Genomic DNA, 15460 nt, shown 5'->3' on the forward strand with positions numbered 1-15460 from the left:
GCTCATGGTGCTTTTCCGAGTCATGTGTCCGAGACCCCTCGACGTAGCTGCAAAGCCATAGTTCGTTGCCCACTTCTGTGGAGTATGTAGACATCTGTAGGACAAAAGACCACGCGTGTTTGGGACGGAAATCCAGCACGCATTAATCCAGGTCAGGAGACCAGTAGTGATTCAGCAAGAATCGCGTCTGAAGATCGCCGACAACACTGGTGCACGTGAAATTCTGTGCATCCGCGTTCTTGGTGGATCCACCCGACGTTTTGCTGGCATTGGTGACGTTATCGTCGCCACTGTCAAGGAAGCAACCCCAGGCGGCAATGTTAAGTCAGGCGAAATCGTCAAGGCTGTCATCGTTCGCACCAAGAAGGAGACCCGTCGTGCTGACGGTTCTTACATCTCCTTCGATGAGAACGCTGCCGTAATTATCAAGAACGACAACGAGCCACGCGGCACCCGTATCTTCGGACCAGTTGCTCGTGAGCTTCGTGAGAAGAAGTTCATGAAGATCGTTTCTCTCGCACCGGAGGTGATTTAGGAATGAAGATCCACAAGGGCGATATGGTTCTGGTCATTTCAGGTCCAGACAAGGGCGCTAAGGGACAGGTCATCGCGGCTTTCCCTAAGTCCGAAAAGGTTCTCGTCGAAGGCGTTAACCGTATCAAGAAGCACGTAGCTAACTCCGCACCAGAGCGTGGCGCTGAGTCCGGCGGAATCGTGACCCAAGAAGCTCCGATCCATGTCTCTAACGTCATGGTCATCGATTCAGAAGGTAACCCAACTCGCGTTGGTTACCGTATCGATGAAAACGGCAAGAAGGTTCGCGTTTCTCGCCGCAATGGGAAGGACATCTAATGACTGAGAATTACACCCCTCGTCTGAAGAGCCGCTACCAGGACGAAATCCGCAACGCACTGCAGGTTGAGTTCGAGTTCGAGAACGTTATGCAGATCCCAGGCGTCACCAAGGTTGTCGTCAACATGGGTGTCGGCGACGCAGCTCGTGACTCCAAGCTCATCAACGGCGCTATCGAGGACCTCACCGCAATCACCGGTCAGAAGCCACAGCTTCGCCGTGCGAAGAAGTCCATCGCTAACTTCAAGCTCCGTGAAGGCATGCCAATCGGCGCAAAGGTTACCCTGCGCGGCGATCGCATGTGGGAGTTCCTGGATCGTCTGCTGACCGTGGCTCTGCCACGTATCCGCGACTTCCGTGGACTTTCTGATCAGCAGTTCGACGGCCACGGTAACTACACCTTCGGCCTCACCGAGCAGACCATGTTCTACGAAATCGACGTCGACAAGGTCGACCGTCCTCGTGGTATGGACATCACCGTTGTCACCACCGCTGTGACTGACGCTGAAGGTCGCAAGCTGCTCAGCGAGCTCGGCTTCCCTTTCAAGGGTGAAGACGGCAACCGCCAGAAGTAATTTGCACCTCAACTAAGCACTTACCTTTTAAGGTAGGTGCTTTTTTGCATCCTCCAACGTTTAGAACACTTGATAGGATACTGCTATCTGCTCTGGGGATTTTTCAACTACCTGTTGGACTCCTGAAGCTAACTGAAGTGGAGTTCTAACTGTGGTACGAAGAAAATTCCTGAATGTAGTTGGGGCTGCGATAGTAGCTATTTTCCTAGCCACTGGTATCCTTCCAGTTGCGCAGGGCCAAAGTCTTGGAAGTAGTGCTGTACAGAAGGCTGACTTTTTGCGTGGAGTGACCTCTTCTGAAGGAATCCCTGATGCTCAAGCTTTTGCCGGCGGTGCCAAAGTAGTAGTTTTTGGTGATTCCCATGCTTCAGGAACCAATGCACCTTTTCGTGTTGATGAACGCGGTTGTTTAAAAGGCCACTTGTCGTGGCCTGCGCAGCTGCAGGCCACTCAAGGCTTAGCTCAGGGGGATCTTATTGATCTTTCATGTAATGGAGCTTCTATTAATTCGACTGGTTTCCATTTCTCTGATGAAGTTCGCCATGCAGAGGCACTAGGGGCTATTGGACCAAAAACAGAGAATATCTTTATTCAGTTTGGCAAGAATGATCAATGGGGGCACTCATCTATCAACCTGCGGTATTCCGTGATTAATTGTCTTTTTGATCTGGTCAACGGGTGTGGCGAGAGGGCAGTGGCTGCTGGAACGATGCAGGATCCCGCTGCAGTAACTGGCGAAAATTATGCTGAGCGCATGAAACCAGTGATTGATTATTTGAAGTACTATGCTCCGAATGCTCACATCACCTTGCTGGGTTATCAAGAATATATGCCACGAACAGGCAGTGAGATTTGTGTGCGAATTGGCGGAACTGAGATGAGGAAACCAGATGCTGTTAATTTGGTCTCTTATATGAACCAGCTCGAAGCCGCAATCCGTGATGCCTCAGAGATTTTAGAAGTCCAGCACGTTGATCTGCGTGAAGCTACTGCCGGCCACAGCAGCTGTTCAGCAGATCCTTGGGTTAATGGGGTTCTGGATATGAGAGTAAACGCCGTGGGTGGCACATGGCATCCATCTCCCAAAGGTGACGCTGTTACCGCTGGTATGCTCAGCGCTCAATTGTAGGTGTTAAAAAGTTCGAAATGTTGAGCTGAATCGTGCTCGATATTCGGTGGGCGACATATGAAAACTTCTGGAAAATGCTCTTCTAAGATTCTCATCGCTACCAAATCCTGAGTGTTGAGCTGTCGCGGAGATAGTAAAGCCATCAAGGATAAATTTCTGAGCTCGAGACAACCGCATGCGCTCGATCCAACGCGCTGGAGTAATACCAAGTTCCTGTTGAAAGAGCCTACTTAGGTGGCGAGTACTGACGGAAACTGCATGAGCAAGTGAAACTAGAGTGTGTTCTCCAGTTGGGTCAGCATCGAAGATAGATATGGCTTTTTGGACTATGGAATTACTAGCTGGTGAATAGCTATAAGCACCCGTAAATTGTGATTGTCCACCTGGACGGTGCATGAATACAACCATTTCCTGAGCAATTTCTCGGGCAGCTGAAGCGCCATGGTCTTCTTCCACAATGGATAAAGCAAGGTCAATACCTGCAGAAATGCCTGCTGAGGTGATGAATTGACCATCATGGACGTGCAAGATATCTGCATCAACTCGGATTTTGGGATATCTACGCGCGAGATCTTGGGCATTTTTCCAATGAGTAGTCGCATGGCGCCCGTTGAGTAACCCAAGCTCAGCAAGAATAAATGCTCCGGTGCACACGCTAGCTATACGGTGCGTGCCTGTAGTAAGTATTCGTGCAGCTTCTATAAGACCGTCTGGCCAGGGGGAGCCCGGAAGTGCATCGGAGCCCGCGATAATGAGTGTGTCTAGGCTTTTTGTCAGCTCAAGATCAGGAATCAACGTGCCGGAGACGGAAAGACCACTGTTTGAGGAAATAGAGCCTCCAGTAGGTGAAAAGTAGACGAGTTCATAGTCAGTAGCTCTGCTAAGAACTTCCGCAGGGCCTGAGACATCGAGCATCGTCACATCATCGAATACCAGAAATCCGACTTTTCTCATGTCTGTTTTTGAGGTTTTATTGGCTTGAAAGACATGGCTTAACCATAAGCTACTTCGGCACAATTGGACATTAAGGTAATTAATTCCGATGGAGGAGAGCTACATGGCTGAAACTATTTCAGGTATCACTATCCCAGATTCCACTTTGGCCCGAGAAGCTACTGAGCTGGTTCGAGAGTTTGCTTCACCCCTGATTTATAACCATTCGCGTCGTGTTTTTATTTTTGGTGCCCTACGCGGTACACAGGATCAGATTTCATTTGATCCAGAGCTGCTTTATGTAGGAGCTATGTTCCATGACCTTGGGCTGACTGAGAAGTTTCGTCGTGAAGACCAGCGCTTTGAAATCGATGGTGCTGATGAAGCTCGACGTTTCCTGTTTTCTCATGGAATTGCTGATGCCGAGGCAACTAAGGTCTGGAATGCTATTGCACTACACACAACCCCAGAAATTCCATTGCATATGGATGCTGAAGTAGCTTTGGTGACCCGTGGTGTTGAGCATGATGTGCTGGGCATTGGATACGACACCATCACCGAGGAACAACGAGCGGAGATCACGCAGCTCCACCCACGACCTGATTTCAAGAAGCAAATCTTGGCAGCATTTACTGATGGAATCAAAGACCGGCCAGAAACCACCTTTGGAAATGTGAAAGCGGATGTTTTAGAGCGGTTCGTTCCTGGATTTGTACGAGGAAATTTTGTCGAAGTAATTGAGAACAACAAGTGGGCTGAATAGCTCCTCTTTGTTGGTATCTTCCAAGAAAATACAGAAAGAGCACACAATGTCTTCTAGAATTTCGAACGCTCAACTGGCCGCGAAGGTCATGTCTTCAGATGATGCTGCACAGTTTGTGAACCATGGGGATAAAGTCGGAATGTCTGGCTTTACTGGCGCTGCTTACCCCAAAGCACTACCCACATCCATTGCAAATCGCGCCACACAGTTTCATGATCGCGGTAACCCTTTTGCGATTGACCTATTCACAGGAGCTTCAACAGCACCTGATTGTGATGGCGTTTTGGCAGAAGCAAATGCCATTAATTACCGCATGCCGTATCAATCAGATCCAGTAATTCGTAATCGAATCAACGCTGGTGAAACTAAATATCAAGATATTCACCTCTCTCATTCTGCGATGCAAGTAGAACAAGGGTTTTTCGGGCAGCTAGATATTGCGATCGTTGAAGTTACTCGCATTACTGAAGAAGGCCATTTAATTCCTTCTTCAGGTGTGGGAAATAACCTGGAATTCTTGGATTCTGCGAAGCAGGTTATCATCGAGGTGAATTCCTGGCAGTCCCTTGAGTTAGAAGGGATGGCTGATATCTACCGTGTGCCACTTTTGCCTAATCGCACGCCGATACCAATCACTAAAGTAGGGGACCGCATCGGAACACCCTATATTGAGATTGATCTTGAAAAAGTGGTTGCTGTGGTGGAAACTGATGCACCTGACCGCAATAGTCCGTTCAAGCCTTTTGATGAGGTATCACGCCAGATTGCGGGCAACTTCCTTGATTTTCTTGAGGGAGAAGTATCTGCAGGCCGACTAACTTATGACGGATATATTATGCAATCCGGCGTAGGAAATGTGCCTAATGCAGTGATGGCAGGCTTGTTGGATTCCAAATTTGAAAATATTCAAGCCTATACAGAAGTCGTTCAGGACGGCATGCTGGATTTGATTGATGCCGGAAAAATGACCGTAGCATCTGCGACATCATTTGCACTTTCGCCTGAATACGCAGAGAAGATGAACCGAGAGGCAGCCCGGTACCGTAAGCACCTGGTAACCCGCCCACTGCAGATTTCTAATAGCCCAGAAGTTATTCGACGAATGGGGCTGATCGCCTCTAACGGAATGATTGAGGCGGATATCTACGGCAATATTAACTCCACTCATGTTGGTGGAAGTCGCATTATGAATGGTATCGGTGGATCGGGCGATTTCACGCGAAATGCTTTTGTGTCTAGCTTCATCTCGCCTTCGGTAGCAAAGGGCGATGCAATCTCAGCAGTTGTTCCTTTCGCTTCCCATATTGATCACACCGAACATGATGCGATGGTGGTCATTACCGAATACGGATATGCGGATTTGCGTGGTCTTTCGCCTCGCGATCGAGTGAGCAAAATGATCGCCGTGGCACACCCAGAATATCGACCATTGTTGGAGGAATATGTGGAACGCGCGTCAAAGAATGCGTTCCAACATACCCCACATGATCTGAAAACAGCTTTTGATTTCCACATCAATTTGCAAGAAAAGGGCTCGATGAAGGGTTAAAACTCTTCATAAACGGCCGGATCCTGATTCTTGATCCGGCCGTTTTCCTTTCCGAGAGCAGTGATCGCCTGGACGTCTTCGTCGATAAGCGAAATCTTTAGTGCTTCTAAGTTGCTGCGCTGCCGGTCGCGGTTGGTGGAACGAGGAATCGGAACGATTCCGCGGGCATGATGCCATGCCAGCGCAACCTCACCGCCGCCGACGCCGTAGCGAGCGCCGATTTCTTTGAGCAAAGGCTCATCGACGAGACCGCGACCATTGCTCAGCGGGCTCCAGGCCTCGGTGATAATGCCCAGTTCATCGTGGAATTTAACCTGCTCTACCTGCGGGAAATAAGGGTGCAATTCAATTTGATTAACCGCCGGGAGTTCACCAGTTTCACGCTGTAAACGGTTGATGTGCTCGGGCAAGAAGTTGGAGACACCGATGTTTTTCACCAGGCCTGCATCGCGGACCTCAAGGAGAGTTTCCCAAGCTTCGACATAGAGATCTTTGCTGGGATTCGGCCAGTGAATGAGGAGCAGATCAATATAATCAAGGTCGAGACGGTAGAGGCTTTCTTCAATGCGCACACGGCCTAAATCGCGGGCATGAAAGCGCCCGGGCAGTTTACTAGTAACAATCAGTTCCTCACGTGGCACGCCAGATTCTTGGAGAGCTTTGCCAACGGTGCCTTCATTTTCATAGTTGTAAGCGGTATCGATGAGCCGATAACCAGCATCAATAGCCGAGGAAATGGCTTTAACACCTGGAGCTCCATCAAGATGGACAGTACCGAAACCAATGGGGGGAAGTTTTAAGGTCATGACTGCCAGGGTAGCGAAAATTTAATCAGGTATGAGAGCAGTGAGGAACTGGAGATTAGGTTTTTCTGAAAAGACCTCAAAGAGGCACCCCACGCGAAGATCCCCAGGAACCTGCCCACGATTGTATTTCTGCCAGTCCATTGCGGAACCTACACGATAATCGACGTAGTAAAACCAATCGTCCAACGCGTGCCAGAGACAATCGTGGATCTGCTGTTGATTCAGTTCATTCCAGTCCTTGGGGAAAGATAATTCCACACCTGGAAAGTGAAAACTTCCAGGTTTATGGGCTAAAAGATCCTCAATGAGGGATGCGCAATCCACATACAGAGGGACAATAAAATCTTTGTCATCATAAATGAAATGAAAATCTGGAAAAAACCACTGCCGCGAAGAAAACTTCATAACATCCCCAAGCACAAAATCACGGTGCTCTGCTGCAGCAGATAACCACTGCGGGAAGATACGAAGAAGCTCACCTCTAGGATCAGTGCCCATTAGCCAAGCTCACCCGCATAATGATTGAATTTATTGCCGCGCACAAAACCAGCAAGGAAAATGCCTGAGTCTTGAGCAGCCTCAATAGCCAAAGAGGTGGCAGCTCCAACTGCAATCACACCGGAGATACCAGCCATCGCAGCTTTTTGCACAAGCTCAAATGAAGCGCGGGAGCTCATCACCAAAATAGTATTTTCTAAAGGCAATTTTCCGGCCATGAGCATATTGCCAATGACTTTATCCGCGGCATTATGTCGGCCCACATCTTCGCGAACAAGCAACATCTCACCATCAAGAGTGGCAAGCCCCGCCGCATGTACGCCACCAGTTTTATCAAAGAGTTTTTGCTGAGCTTTTAATTTATCCGGCAAAGATACGATCACTCGTGGATCGGGTGTGATCGGAGTGATCGGCCATCCTTTTTTGTGCATCAACTGCTCAATGGAGGTAGTTCCACACACTCCACACGCAGAAGTAGTGAGCAGATTACGCTGCACAGATACTAGGTTGAGCTCACGCAATGGTTCTTTAGGAAAGACATCTAATTCAAGAACGTTATAAGTATTTTGATTATCGGGTCCTACAGCTCCGGCGCAGTAACGAGCAGTAGAAAGCTCTGAGGCATCGGTGATCAGTCCTTCGGCCAACAAGAGGCCATGCACTAACTCGATGTCATGGCCAGGTGTACGCATAGTGGTAGTCAAAGCTGTGCCATTAACTCGGATCTCTAGAGGTTCTTCCACCGCAACGGTATCCGGACGAGTATTGACAAAGATTTCGGACTCTGTGGAGACAACACGTGGGACTTGTAAGTTTTGAGTGATCCGACCCATGGTTAATTATCCTCCGGATAGTTCTGAGCAATGATTTCTTGCAGATGGCGAGCGTTGAGCAACGTGGATTCTGACCAATCCTCCGTGCTTATTCCAGATCGACCTGCAGCAAGACCTAATAAAAATGATGTCATTGGTGCTGCTGGGCGAGAAGGCCCATGTGCAATATCTCGGGTGAGGTTAAGTAGATGTGGCACTACCTCGGGCAAGATTTCTGCATCGATATCCAGCTCTGCGCACACAGTGTTTAACCACTGGTACATTCGTTGCATTTTTTCTGCTTCATTATTGGAAGCACCTGAAGTGCTTGCAGAACTGTCCTTTTTAGGAGTGCTCAGCGGCGGTAGTGGGGGAGTACTCAAATTTCTAACTCTTTTCTCATGACAACCAAACCTTAAAAACCCGCTTCTTCGTTTAGTTAAACAAGGAAGCGGGTTAAGAAAATTCCCTGAGCTAGGACGTTAAGATGCACTACGTCCTGTTGCTTCAAGACGTACCACAACAGATTTAGAAACTGGTGTGTTGGACTTTTCTGCAACAGAATCCAGCGGAACCAACACATTGGCTTCAGGGAAATAAGTAGTGACACAATCTTTCGCGGTGTCGTATTTAACTACACGGAAATTAGGTGCACGACGCTCACCATCATCAAATACTGAGACAATATCTACAATATCGCCGTCTTTGAGGCCACGTTCTTTACAGTCCTGTGGATTTACAAATACCACGCGACGACCATTGCGGATGCCGCGATAACGATCATCAAGACCATAGATCGTGGAATTGTATTGATCATGAGAACGCACAGTGTTCATCAGTAAATATCCCTCAGGCAACTCGAGCACATTGGTCTCATTTACGGTGAGCTGAGCTTTGCCATCAGAAGTATCGAAGATCCGCTCACGTGGACCATTGGGAAGCAAGAAGCCACCAGGATTATTGATGCGACGGTTGAAATCATGGAAACCTGGGATCGTTGCTTCGATGTGATCACGGACCACATCGTAGTTATCGATCATCGGCTGCCAGAATGCATCGCCAAATGTGGCTTTTCCGATGCTTCCGATAATATCGCATTCAGATTTCAGGCTGAGGTCTTTATTAGCAGTGCGCTTTCCTGTGGACGCATGAACTGCACCGGCAGAATCCTCAACGGTGACGCGTTGCACGCCAGACTTTTGGATATCTTTATCAGTACGAGCGATCACTGGAAGAATGAGCGATTGTTCTCCAGGCCAGGCATGGGAACCGTTGGGCTTGGTGGATAAATGCACGGTGAGTTCATTTGATTCCATGCCCTTTTCCACAACTGAAGTATCAGAAGATACACGCACCAAGTTGCCTCCGAGTGAGAGGAAGAACTTCGTCGTGCCATCGCGCATGGCACGCAGTGAATCCACAGTGTCATAACCGTGTTTACGGGGAACATCAAAGCCAAATTCTTCTTCAATGGCAGCGAGGAATGACTCTGGAGCTTTTTCCCAGATACCCATGGTGCGATCACCTTGCACATTGGAGTGTCCACGAAGTGGGGCAGTGCCAGCGCCGGGCTTGCCGATATTTCCTGTGAGCAACAAGAAATTCACCATTTCTCGGATGGTGTACACCGCGTTTTTATGCTGGGTAACGCCAAGAGTCCAGGAGACCACCACGGTGTCAGATTTTTCTACCATGTCTGCGGCTTTTTGAATATCGGCAGCACTGAGGCCGCAACCTTTAAGCAAGACTGCATCATCTAGGGAATTGAGGTGCTCAATGGTTTCTTCCACACCGGAGCAGAATTTGTCTAAGAAAGCGTGATCGAGGGCATCTCGGCGGATAAGTTCTTTGTTCAATGCCTGGAAGAATGCACGATCGCCATCGAGTCGGATCTGCAGGTATTCATCAGCAAGTTTTTCGGAGAGATTTAATGCACCCTTGACTGATTGAGGTTCACGGAATTTCATCAATCCAGTTTCTGGCAGGGGATTAAGCGCTAGAATCTTTCCGCCATTTTCCTTTAGCTGCTTAAAAGCCGTCAGCGCACGTGGGTGATTTGTGCCAGGATTTTGTCCCACAGAGATCAACAGGTCGGTGTTATAGAAATCCTCCATCACCACAGAGCCCTTACCTAGGCCAAGTGTTTCGCCGAGCGCAGAGCCCGTGGATTCGTGGCACATATTGCCACAATCAGGGAGATTATTGGTGCCTAAACGACGGGCAAGAAGTTGCAGCATATATGCAGGTTCATTTGGTGCTCGGCCAGAGGTGTAGAACACCGCTTCATCAGGTTCGATCTCACGAAGCTTGGACGCGATGATCTCAAAGGCACGCTCCCAGCTAATCGGACGGTAGTGCCCATCGCCAGAAGAGCGATCATAATAAAGCGGTTCGGTAATGCGACCGCGTTTGCCCAACCAATGATCTGTTTTTTCGCGGAGATCAGAAATTGAGTGTTGCGCCCAGAAATCTTCGCCGGCGCGATCCGGCGTGGTTTCTTCTGCCACAGCTTTAGCGCCATTTTCACAGAACTCTACGACGCCTAGGTTCGCTGTAGAAGGCTCCGGCCATGCGCAACCAGGGCAGTCAATACCACCTGGCTTGTTCATGGTGAGCAAAGGCAACAATGCGCGATGCGGTATCGCGTGTTGTAGCGCATGTAAAACACCTGGGATACCAGCTGCGGAAGTAATACGCCGTCCCACATCCGGATCATCAAATTCATTCGCGGTGGGATTCACGTTCGAAATCTCAGTTGGAGGGGTCGTCATAGGGCACAGTCTAGACCCCACATTCGAACCCATGCCGAAAAAAGAATTCTTCAATCTATATGGGGGTATGTGGAAAACCGAAAATCAAGAGAACTCGCAGCACATGCGATAAAATCTCACATGTCGTTTGATACTGCAAAGTACCGAATCGCACTGTTAGTTTTTCAAGGGAAGCCGGTTAACAATCCGGCGCTGACCCGCAACCGTAGATCACCTTCGCCTGGAGTTTTCACGCAAAGGGGACAAGCCGGATTACTTGGAAAACTGACATTGACTTAGAACCTTTTCGTCGTGGACTACGAAAAGCTTGCATCTTCAAATTCTGCGCACAAAGTGTTCTAAGACGACGTCTGCCCATCGGCGCTCTAATGCACATTACAGCGTTTACAGAATTGAAAATGAAAGGTTCAAAGCCTTGACCATTACTTTTAGCCGCGTTGCTCTGACCACCCTCGCAGTCACTGCAACCACTTTGTCCCTGAGCACTGCTGTCAATGCACAGTCTTCCTTGTTGGATAAGACTCTTGATGCCCGTCAATGCATCGATGCAGACAACGTCTGGGTCTCAGTTGACTATGGTGCAGATTCCGAAAAAGAACCAGAGGGCGCATGTGCCACCGAGTTCACTGATGGTGTTGTAGCTCTTGAATCTGCAGGATTTGAGCTGACTTTTGAAGATTCCGAGTTTGGCAAATATTTGACCGGTATCAACGGAGTTGTTCCTGATTGGGTTGAAACTGAAACTTACTGGAGTTACTACTCTGGTGAAGTCGCAGATGATTACAGCGTGGACTACACCTATTACCAGGTCGGTGCATCTGATTCTCGACCTGAAGGCGGAACTGTTGAGGCTTGGGTTGTTGGCACCGGCGAGGAAACACCAGCACTCGAGACTCTTCCTGAAACTCCAGCAGCAACCGGATCTTCTGAAGATGGCGGCTGGATTGCAGTCATCGCAGGTCTTCTCGCACTGATCGGTGGTGGAGTTGCAGCTTTGTACCAGGGCTTGATCACTATCCCAGGTCTGGTTTTGCCTAAGTTCTAAACAACTTGAACTTAAGTACTTAAACCTAAAGTGCCCACCGATCTTGAAGGATCGGTGGGCACTTTAGGTTTGCGCCACTAAGCAAGCCAACAAAATCTTTAGACCCGAGGCACCGTGGCCTCCCCGAAATCGCGCTCGACTCCGAAAGCGGCGCGGCGGCTGGCGCGTCGTAAAGCACCTAAAACGGGTTTGGCTGTGAGCAGTAATAGCACTGAGGTGAAGAAGTCGCGGCCGAGATCCCAACCCATGGATGTGGTGAGGCAGAACAGCGCAAAGGTGTGGAGGTTTTCCAGGACGGGCGCGCCGGGCGTGAAGGAAAGCCCGCTGGTGACACCGATGGCGTAGGGCCAGAAGCTCATGTTCATCATGGTTCCGTAGCCGAGTGAGGAGACGATGGCGTAGAGGACGATGATGAGCATTTCTTTTTTGCCGCGTACTTGGGGGAGTAGTCCAGCGCCGAAGCTGACCCAGGCGGCTGCGAGCATTTGGTAGGGGAGCCACGGTCCGATTCCTGCGGTGAGCAGCGCGGATGCGAACAGTCCGGTGTTGCCGAGGATGAATCCGAAGCCGGGGCCGAAGGCTCGTCCGCCGAGGATGAGGACAAAGAAGACTGCTTCGAAGCCTGCTGCGCCGGCACCGAATGGTCGGACTACGGCAACCATGGCGGTGAGGACGCCGAGCATGGCTACGGCTTTGACGTCGAATCCGTTTTCACTGATTTCGGCGATGACAGCGGCCAGCACGAGGGGAATGACGATCGCAATGTAGAGGGGCGCTTGGGCTTTGTCGGACAGGAAGGATTCCGGGTTGACGATCAGCGGCCAGAAGAAAATCACGATGCTCAAAACCGCAAGGAAGCTTAAGGTGAGGAAGGTTTTGGGCTTTAGTGTGATGGCGTTGATCATGAGATTTCACCATGCCCTAGCGCAGCTTTCACGGCCGAGACTGTGAGCCAGTGTGATTCCTCTTGGATGCCGGCGGTGATTTTTGCGACTTGTGGGGCGTAAGCCGGTGATGCGGGAAGGATTTCTACGGCTGTGCCATCGGAGATGATCTTTCCAGAGGCCATAAACAACACTCGGTCGGCGCACAGTGCAGAGAATTCCACGTCGTGGGTGACCACCAAAATGGCGTGGCCGTCGTCTGCGAGTTGTTGGAAGGAGCGGGCGAGGGATTTCTTGCCGTCGTAATCTAGGCCGCGGGTGGGTTCATCGAAAAATACCACGCGGGGTTTCGCAGCGAGTTGGATGGACAGTGCGAGGGAAAGCTTTTGGCCTTCTGATAGATCACGTGGGTGGAGGTGGTCCGGAATATTAGGTACTAGTGAATCCAAGATCTCCCGCGTGGTGCCGGCGGGTGCTGCGGCATCTTTATCAGAGCGTGCGAGCTCTGCATGCACGGTTGATTCATACAAAATATCAGTCGGTGTTTGCGGAACCATGGACACAAGATTGCGCCGCTTGGCGGGCTTTAAAGTTTTGGGGTCTGTCCACGAAAATCCCGCGGCCTCATCAAGCACCTGCACCGAGCCTTGGTTTCTGGTCCCTGAACCTTGCAACGCCCACAGCAGGGATGATTTTCCGCAGCCGTTTCGGCCCATGAGCACGGTAATTTCACCGGCGTTGAGGTTCAAGTTCACGCCGTCAACGGCACGGATTTCGGGGAAATCAACCACGATATCTTCGGCGATCAAAAGTGGCTGGACAGCGTGGTTGTGTAATTTGTTCACCACTAAACCACGCTGATACAGGCGTTTGCGCATGTCAGCGGAGTGTGCGCGAGCATCGCGGATCGACAGCGGTAGGGGAGCCCAGCCAGCCCAGCGTCCTAATTCCACAATGGGTGGTGCCACATCAGAATCAGCCATGATTTCTTCCGGCGTCCCAACGGTGATGTGCCCATCAGCGCCCACATGCGCCACGCGGTCCACGTACTGCAGTACGCGCTCGATGCGGTGTTCAGCAAGCACTACGGTCATCGCCAAGTCATGAGCCAGCTTGGTTACGGTTGCCAGCACATCCTCGGCACCATTAGGGTCCAAAGCGCTGGTTGGTTCATCCAAAATAATCAGCGCGGGGCGAGTGGTCAGCACAGCGCCAATAGCCACGCGTTGCTGCTCACCACCAGATAGTTCCGCCAATGGCACGTATCGCAGTTCGGCGATACCTAAAAGATCAAGGGTTTCCTCTACGCGCTTGCGCATGACCGCAGGTGGGAGCCCTAATTGCTCCATGCTGTAGGCAAGTTCTTCTTCAACCGTGTTGGTGATAAAACTCGCCGCCGGATCTTGCCCAACGACGCCGACCACGTCGGAAAGCATGCGTGGTGGGAAATCACGCGTATCCCGGCCGACCACGCGCACGCGTCCATCAAGTCGGCCGCCGGTCGCATGCGGCATCGCGCCGGACATGGCGTTCAGCAGCGTCGATTTGCCGGAGCCGGTGCGCCCCACAACCAGCAGGATTTCGCCTTCAAAAAGCGTCAGATTCACGTCGCTGATCTGCGGCGCCGCCAGCGTGCGCTCGTCGTCATAATACGAGGCAGCGACGCTTTCCAGTTCCAGCACGGGGTCCGTCGACCACGCAGTGCGCGCGCTAAAAGGAGCACTCATTAAACTTCGGCCCTTTCTGGGCTATTTATTGCTTTTCGACGCTTGACCCTCACTTTGTTCTTCGGCAAGCGGGGCGTCAAGAATCCTGGCATCGTCGCCACAACAAGTCCTGCCACAACGAGCAACGGAACGGTGTCTGGCATATGCAAAGGAACCCAGGTGGTGATCATGGAACCTGGATCAAGGTATCGTGTCAGCGCAGCCATGAGCAGCGGAATCACACCTGTGATGCACACAAGCCATTCCGCAGCACCCCAAGGCAACTGATCAAAAGTGGTGGATGTTTTTCTATGTGAAGCAACGACCAACGAAATGATCAAGAAGCCGACGCCGGTAATAAACACAGGAACGGCAACGAACATCGGTGATGATGCATCCAAGACCACAAACAGACCAACAGTCACACCGAGAATTCCCAACGCACCAAAAATAGAGCTCACACGCTGTTGGAATTTGGATACATGAGCCTGCCTGCCATAACCACGGGCATCCATGGAATTAGCCAAGGCCAAAGACCTATCCAAAGTGTCCTGGAAAACCGGCATCAAAATCCGCGCGAAACCACGAACACCTCTGGCATCATCACCACGCAAGGTTCGTGCACGATTAATGCGGAACGCCGACTCAGCCATCTGAGGTGCAATGGAAATACCGATGACCACCGCAGTTCCCAATTCACCCAACGCACCAGGCAACGATTTGAGCAGCTTCTTGGGATCCGCCAAAGAGTTCGCAGCACCCACCGCCACGATCATCGTTCCAAGCGTTAAGCCTTGCGTCGTCGCGATGATCAACCCCTCGAGATACACCGTGCCAAACACGTGGATACCCGCAGCCCACTCCGGCAACTGCACCGGCGGGATCCGAAACAGTTCAATGGTGCCAATTTTTGCTCCCACCACAATGTGCATGACCAACCGGTACACAACGAGCCAACCCGCGATCATCAAATAGATCGGGAAAGCACGCGACCACGGCGATGACCCACGACGGTTAAACACCACAAAACACAACGTGGCAAAAGTGAGCGCCAAAATATAAGGATTGTTGGTCATGCTGGCACAACCAGCAATACCCAACGCCCACACCCACCACGCCCAAGGATGCACCATCCGC

Annotated in this window: 16 protein-coding genes; 7 read left to right on the forward strand and 9 right to left on the reverse strand. The window is 50.7% G+C overall.

Annotated features, from left to right (window positions below; genetic code table 11):
• The first annotated feature begins 166 nt into the window (after window positions 1-166).
• The 4 genes from rplN to ccrud_RS02675 all read left to right on the forward strand — a co-directional run bounded on the left by rplN (window position 167) and on the right by ccrud_RS02675 (window position 2556).
• Window positions 167-535 carry a 50S ribosomal protein L14 gene (gene rplN, locus ccrud_RS02660; protein WP_066564487.1) on the forward strand — a complete coding sequence of 123 codons (369 nt, stop codon included), beginning with the start codon at window positions 167-169 and terminating at the stop codon, window positions 533-535.
• A gap of 2 nt (window positions 536-537) precedes the next feature.
• A complete protein-coding gene (gene rplX / locus ccrud_RS02665; protein WP_066564488.1) occupies window positions 538-852 on the forward strand; it encodes a 50S ribosomal protein L24 in 315 nt (104 codons plus the stop codon).
• A complete protein-coding gene (rplE, locus tag ccrud_RS02670; RefSeq protein WP_066564491.1) occupies window positions 852-1427 on the forward strand; it encodes a 50S ribosomal protein L5 in 576 nt (191 codons plus the stop codon). Before rplX ends, rplE begins: the two co-directional genes overlap by 1 nt.
• Before the next feature lie 151 nt (window positions 1428-1578).
• The gene (locus tag ccrud_RS02675) at window positions 1579-2556 is read left to right on the forward strand and encodes an SGNH/GDSL hydrolase family protein (RefSeq protein WP_066564494.1); all 978 of its coding nucleotides are present in this window, start codon (window positions 1579-1581) and stop codon (window positions 2554-2556) included.
• A gap of 3 nt (window positions 2557-2559) precedes the next feature.
• Here ccrud_RS02675 and ccrud_RS02680 read toward each other — a convergent pair whose 3' ends face one another.
• Window positions 2560-3510, reverse strand: a complete 951-nt coding sequence (locus tag ccrud_RS02680; RefSeq protein WP_066564497.1) for a GlxA family transcriptional regulator — start codon at window positions 3508-3510, stop codon at window positions 2560-2562.
• Window positions 3511-3613: 103 nt separating this feature from the next.
• Between ccrud_RS02680 and ccrud_RS02685 the strand changes: the two genes are divergently transcribed.
• Together ccrud_RS02685 and scpC are read left to right on the forward strand one after the other, a co-directional pair.
• Window positions 3614-4252, forward strand: a complete 639-nt coding sequence (locus tag ccrud_RS02685; RefSeq protein ID WP_066564500.1) for an HD domain-containing protein — start codon at window positions 3614-3616, stop codon at window positions 4250-4252.
• A gap of 46 nt (window positions 4253-4298) precedes the next feature.
• Window positions 4299-5801, forward strand: a complete 1503-nt coding sequence (gene scpC, locus ccrud_RS02690; RefSeq protein ID WP_066564503.1) for a succinyl-CoA:acetate CoA-transferase ScpC — start codon at window positions 4299-4301, stop codon at window positions 5799-5801.
• On the opposite strand, the gene ccrud_RS02695 is transcribed toward scpC, so the two are convergent.
• The 5 genes from ccrud_RS02695 to ccrud_RS02715 form a co-directional block, all read right to left on the reverse strand.
• A complete protein-coding gene (locus tag ccrud_RS02695) occupies window positions 5798-6607 on the reverse strand; it encodes an aldo/keto reductase (RefSeq protein ID WP_066564506.1) in 810 nt (269 codons plus the stop codon). The genes scpC and ccrud_RS02695 overlap by 4 nt on opposite strands.
• Window positions 6608-6628: 21 nt before the next feature.
• Window positions 6629-7105: a hypothetical protein gene (locus tag ccrud_RS02700; protein WP_066564508.1), complete on the reverse strand. Its 477-nt coding sequence runs from the start codon at window positions 7103-7105 to the stop codon at window positions 6629-6631.
• Window positions 7105-7938, reverse strand: a complete 834-nt coding sequence (gene fdhD / locus ccrud_RS02705) for a formate dehydrogenase accessory sulfurtransferase FdhD (RefSeq protein ID WP_066564510.1) — start codon at window positions 7936-7938, stop codon at window positions 7105-7107. The genes ccrud_RS02700 and fdhD overlap by 1 nt, the downstream gene beginning before the upstream one ends.
• A 2-nt stretch (window positions 7939-7940) precedes the next feature.
• Window positions 7941-8210, reverse strand: a complete 270-nt coding sequence (locus ccrud_RS02710; RefSeq protein ID WP_066569430.1) for a DUF6457 domain-containing protein — start codon at window positions 8208-8210, stop codon at window positions 7941-7943.
• Between the two features lie 189 nt (window positions 8211-8399).
• Window positions 8400-10688, reverse strand: coding sequence for an FdhF/YdeP family oxidoreductase (locus ccrud_RS02715; RefSeq protein WP_066564512.1), 2289 nt, complete (start codon window positions 10686-10688; stop codon window positions 8400-8402).
• 415 nt (window positions 10689-11103) lie between these two features.
• On the opposite strand from ccrud_RS02715, the gene ccrud_RS02720 reads away from it, so the two are divergent.
• On the forward strand, window positions 11104-11733 hold the full coding sequence (locus ccrud_RS02720) for a hypothetical protein (protein ID WP_066564514.1): 630 nt from the start codon (window positions 11104-11106) through the stop codon (window positions 11731-11733).
• Between the two features lie 98 nt (window positions 11734-11831).
• Here ccrud_RS02720 and ccrud_RS02725 read toward each other — a convergent pair whose 3' ends face one another.
• From ccrud_RS02725 to ccrud_RS02735, 3 genes are read right to left on the reverse strand one after another with little or no spacing between them, the layout of a single operon-like run.
• The gene (locus ccrud_RS02725) at window positions 11832-12638 is read right to left on the reverse strand and encodes an ECF transporter S component family protein (RefSeq protein WP_066564517.1); all 807 of its coding nucleotides are present in this window, start codon (window positions 12636-12638) and stop codon (window positions 11832-11834) included.
• Window positions 12635-14344: an ABC transporter ATP-binding protein gene (locus ccrud_RS02730; RefSeq protein WP_066564519.1), complete on the reverse strand. Its 1710-nt coding sequence runs from the start codon at window positions 14342-14344 to the stop codon at window positions 12635-12637. Before ccrud_RS02730 ends, ccrud_RS02725 begins: the two co-directional genes overlap by 4 nt.
• Entirely contained in the window at window positions 14344-15456 is a 1113-nt protein-coding gene (locus ccrud_RS02735) for an energy-coupling factor transporter transmembrane component T (protein ID WP_066564521.1), read from the reverse strand. The genes ccrud_RS02730 and ccrud_RS02735 overlap by 1 nt, the downstream gene beginning before the upstream one ends.
• Between the last annotated feature and the right edge of the window lie 4 nt (window positions 15457-15460).

It is taken from the genome of Corynebacterium crudilactis, from assembly GCF_001643015.1.
Taxonomy (GTDB): Bacteria; Actinomycetota; Actinomycetes; order Mycobacteriales; family Mycobacteriaceae; genus Corynebacterium; species Corynebacterium crudilactis.

What these genes read in the sequence shown, in the direction of transcription:
- rplX (WP_066564488.1), top strand. Translation starts at nt 538, where the DNA reads ATGAAGATCCACAAGGGCGATATGGTTCTGGTCATTTCAGGTCCAGAC.
- rplE (WP_066564491.1), top strand. Translation starts at nt 852, where the DNA reads ATGACTGAGAATTACACCCCTCGTCTGAAGAGCCGCTACCAGGACGAA.
- ccrud_RS02680 (WP_066564497.1), bottom strand. Translation starts at nt 3,510, where the DNA reads ATGAGAAAAGTCGGATTTCTGGTATTCGATGATGTGACGATGCTCGAT.
- ccrud_RS02685 (WP_066564500.1), top strand. Translation starts at nt 3,614, where the DNA reads ATGGCTGAAACTATTTCAGGTATCACTATCCCAGATTCCACTTTGGCC.
- scpC (WP_066564503.1), top strand. Translation starts at nt 4,299, where the DNA reads ATGTCTTCTAGAATTTCGAACGCTCAACTGGCCGCGAAGGTCATGTCT.
- ccrud_RS02695 (WP_066564506.1), bottom strand. Translation starts at nt 6,607, where the DNA reads ATGACCTTAAAACTTCCCCCCATTGGTTTCGGTACTGTCCATCTTGAT.
- ccrud_RS02700 (WP_066564508.1), bottom strand. Translation starts at nt 7,105, where the DNA reads ATGGGCACTGATCCTAGAGGTGAGCTTCTTCGTATCTTCCCGCAGTGG.
- fdhD (WP_066564510.1), bottom strand. Translation starts at nt 7,938, where the DNA reads ATGGGTCGGATCACTCAAAACTTACAAGTCCCACGTGTTGTCTCCACA.
- ccrud_RS02710 (WP_066569430.1), bottom strand. Translation starts at nt 8,210, where the DNA reads ATGCAACGAATGTACCAGTGGTTAAACACTGTGTGCGCAGAGCTGGAT.
- ccrud_RS02715 (WP_066564512.1), bottom strand. Translation starts at nt 10,688, where the DNA reads ATGACGACCCCTCCAACTGAGATTTCGAACGTGAATCCCACCGCGAAT.
- ccrud_RS02725 (WP_066564517.1), bottom strand. Translation starts at nt 12,638, where the DNA reads ATGATCAACGCCATCACACTAAAGCCCAAAACCTTCCTCACCTTAAGC.
- ccrud_RS02730 (WP_066564519.1), bottom strand. Translation starts at nt 14,344, where the DNA reads ATGAGTGCTCCTTTTAGCGCGCGCACTGCGTGGTCGACGGACCCCGTG.
- ccrud_RS02735 (WP_066564521.1), bottom strand. Translation starts at nt 15,456, where the DNA reads ATGGTGCATCCTTGGGCGTGGTGGGTGTGGGCGTTGGGTATTGCTGGT.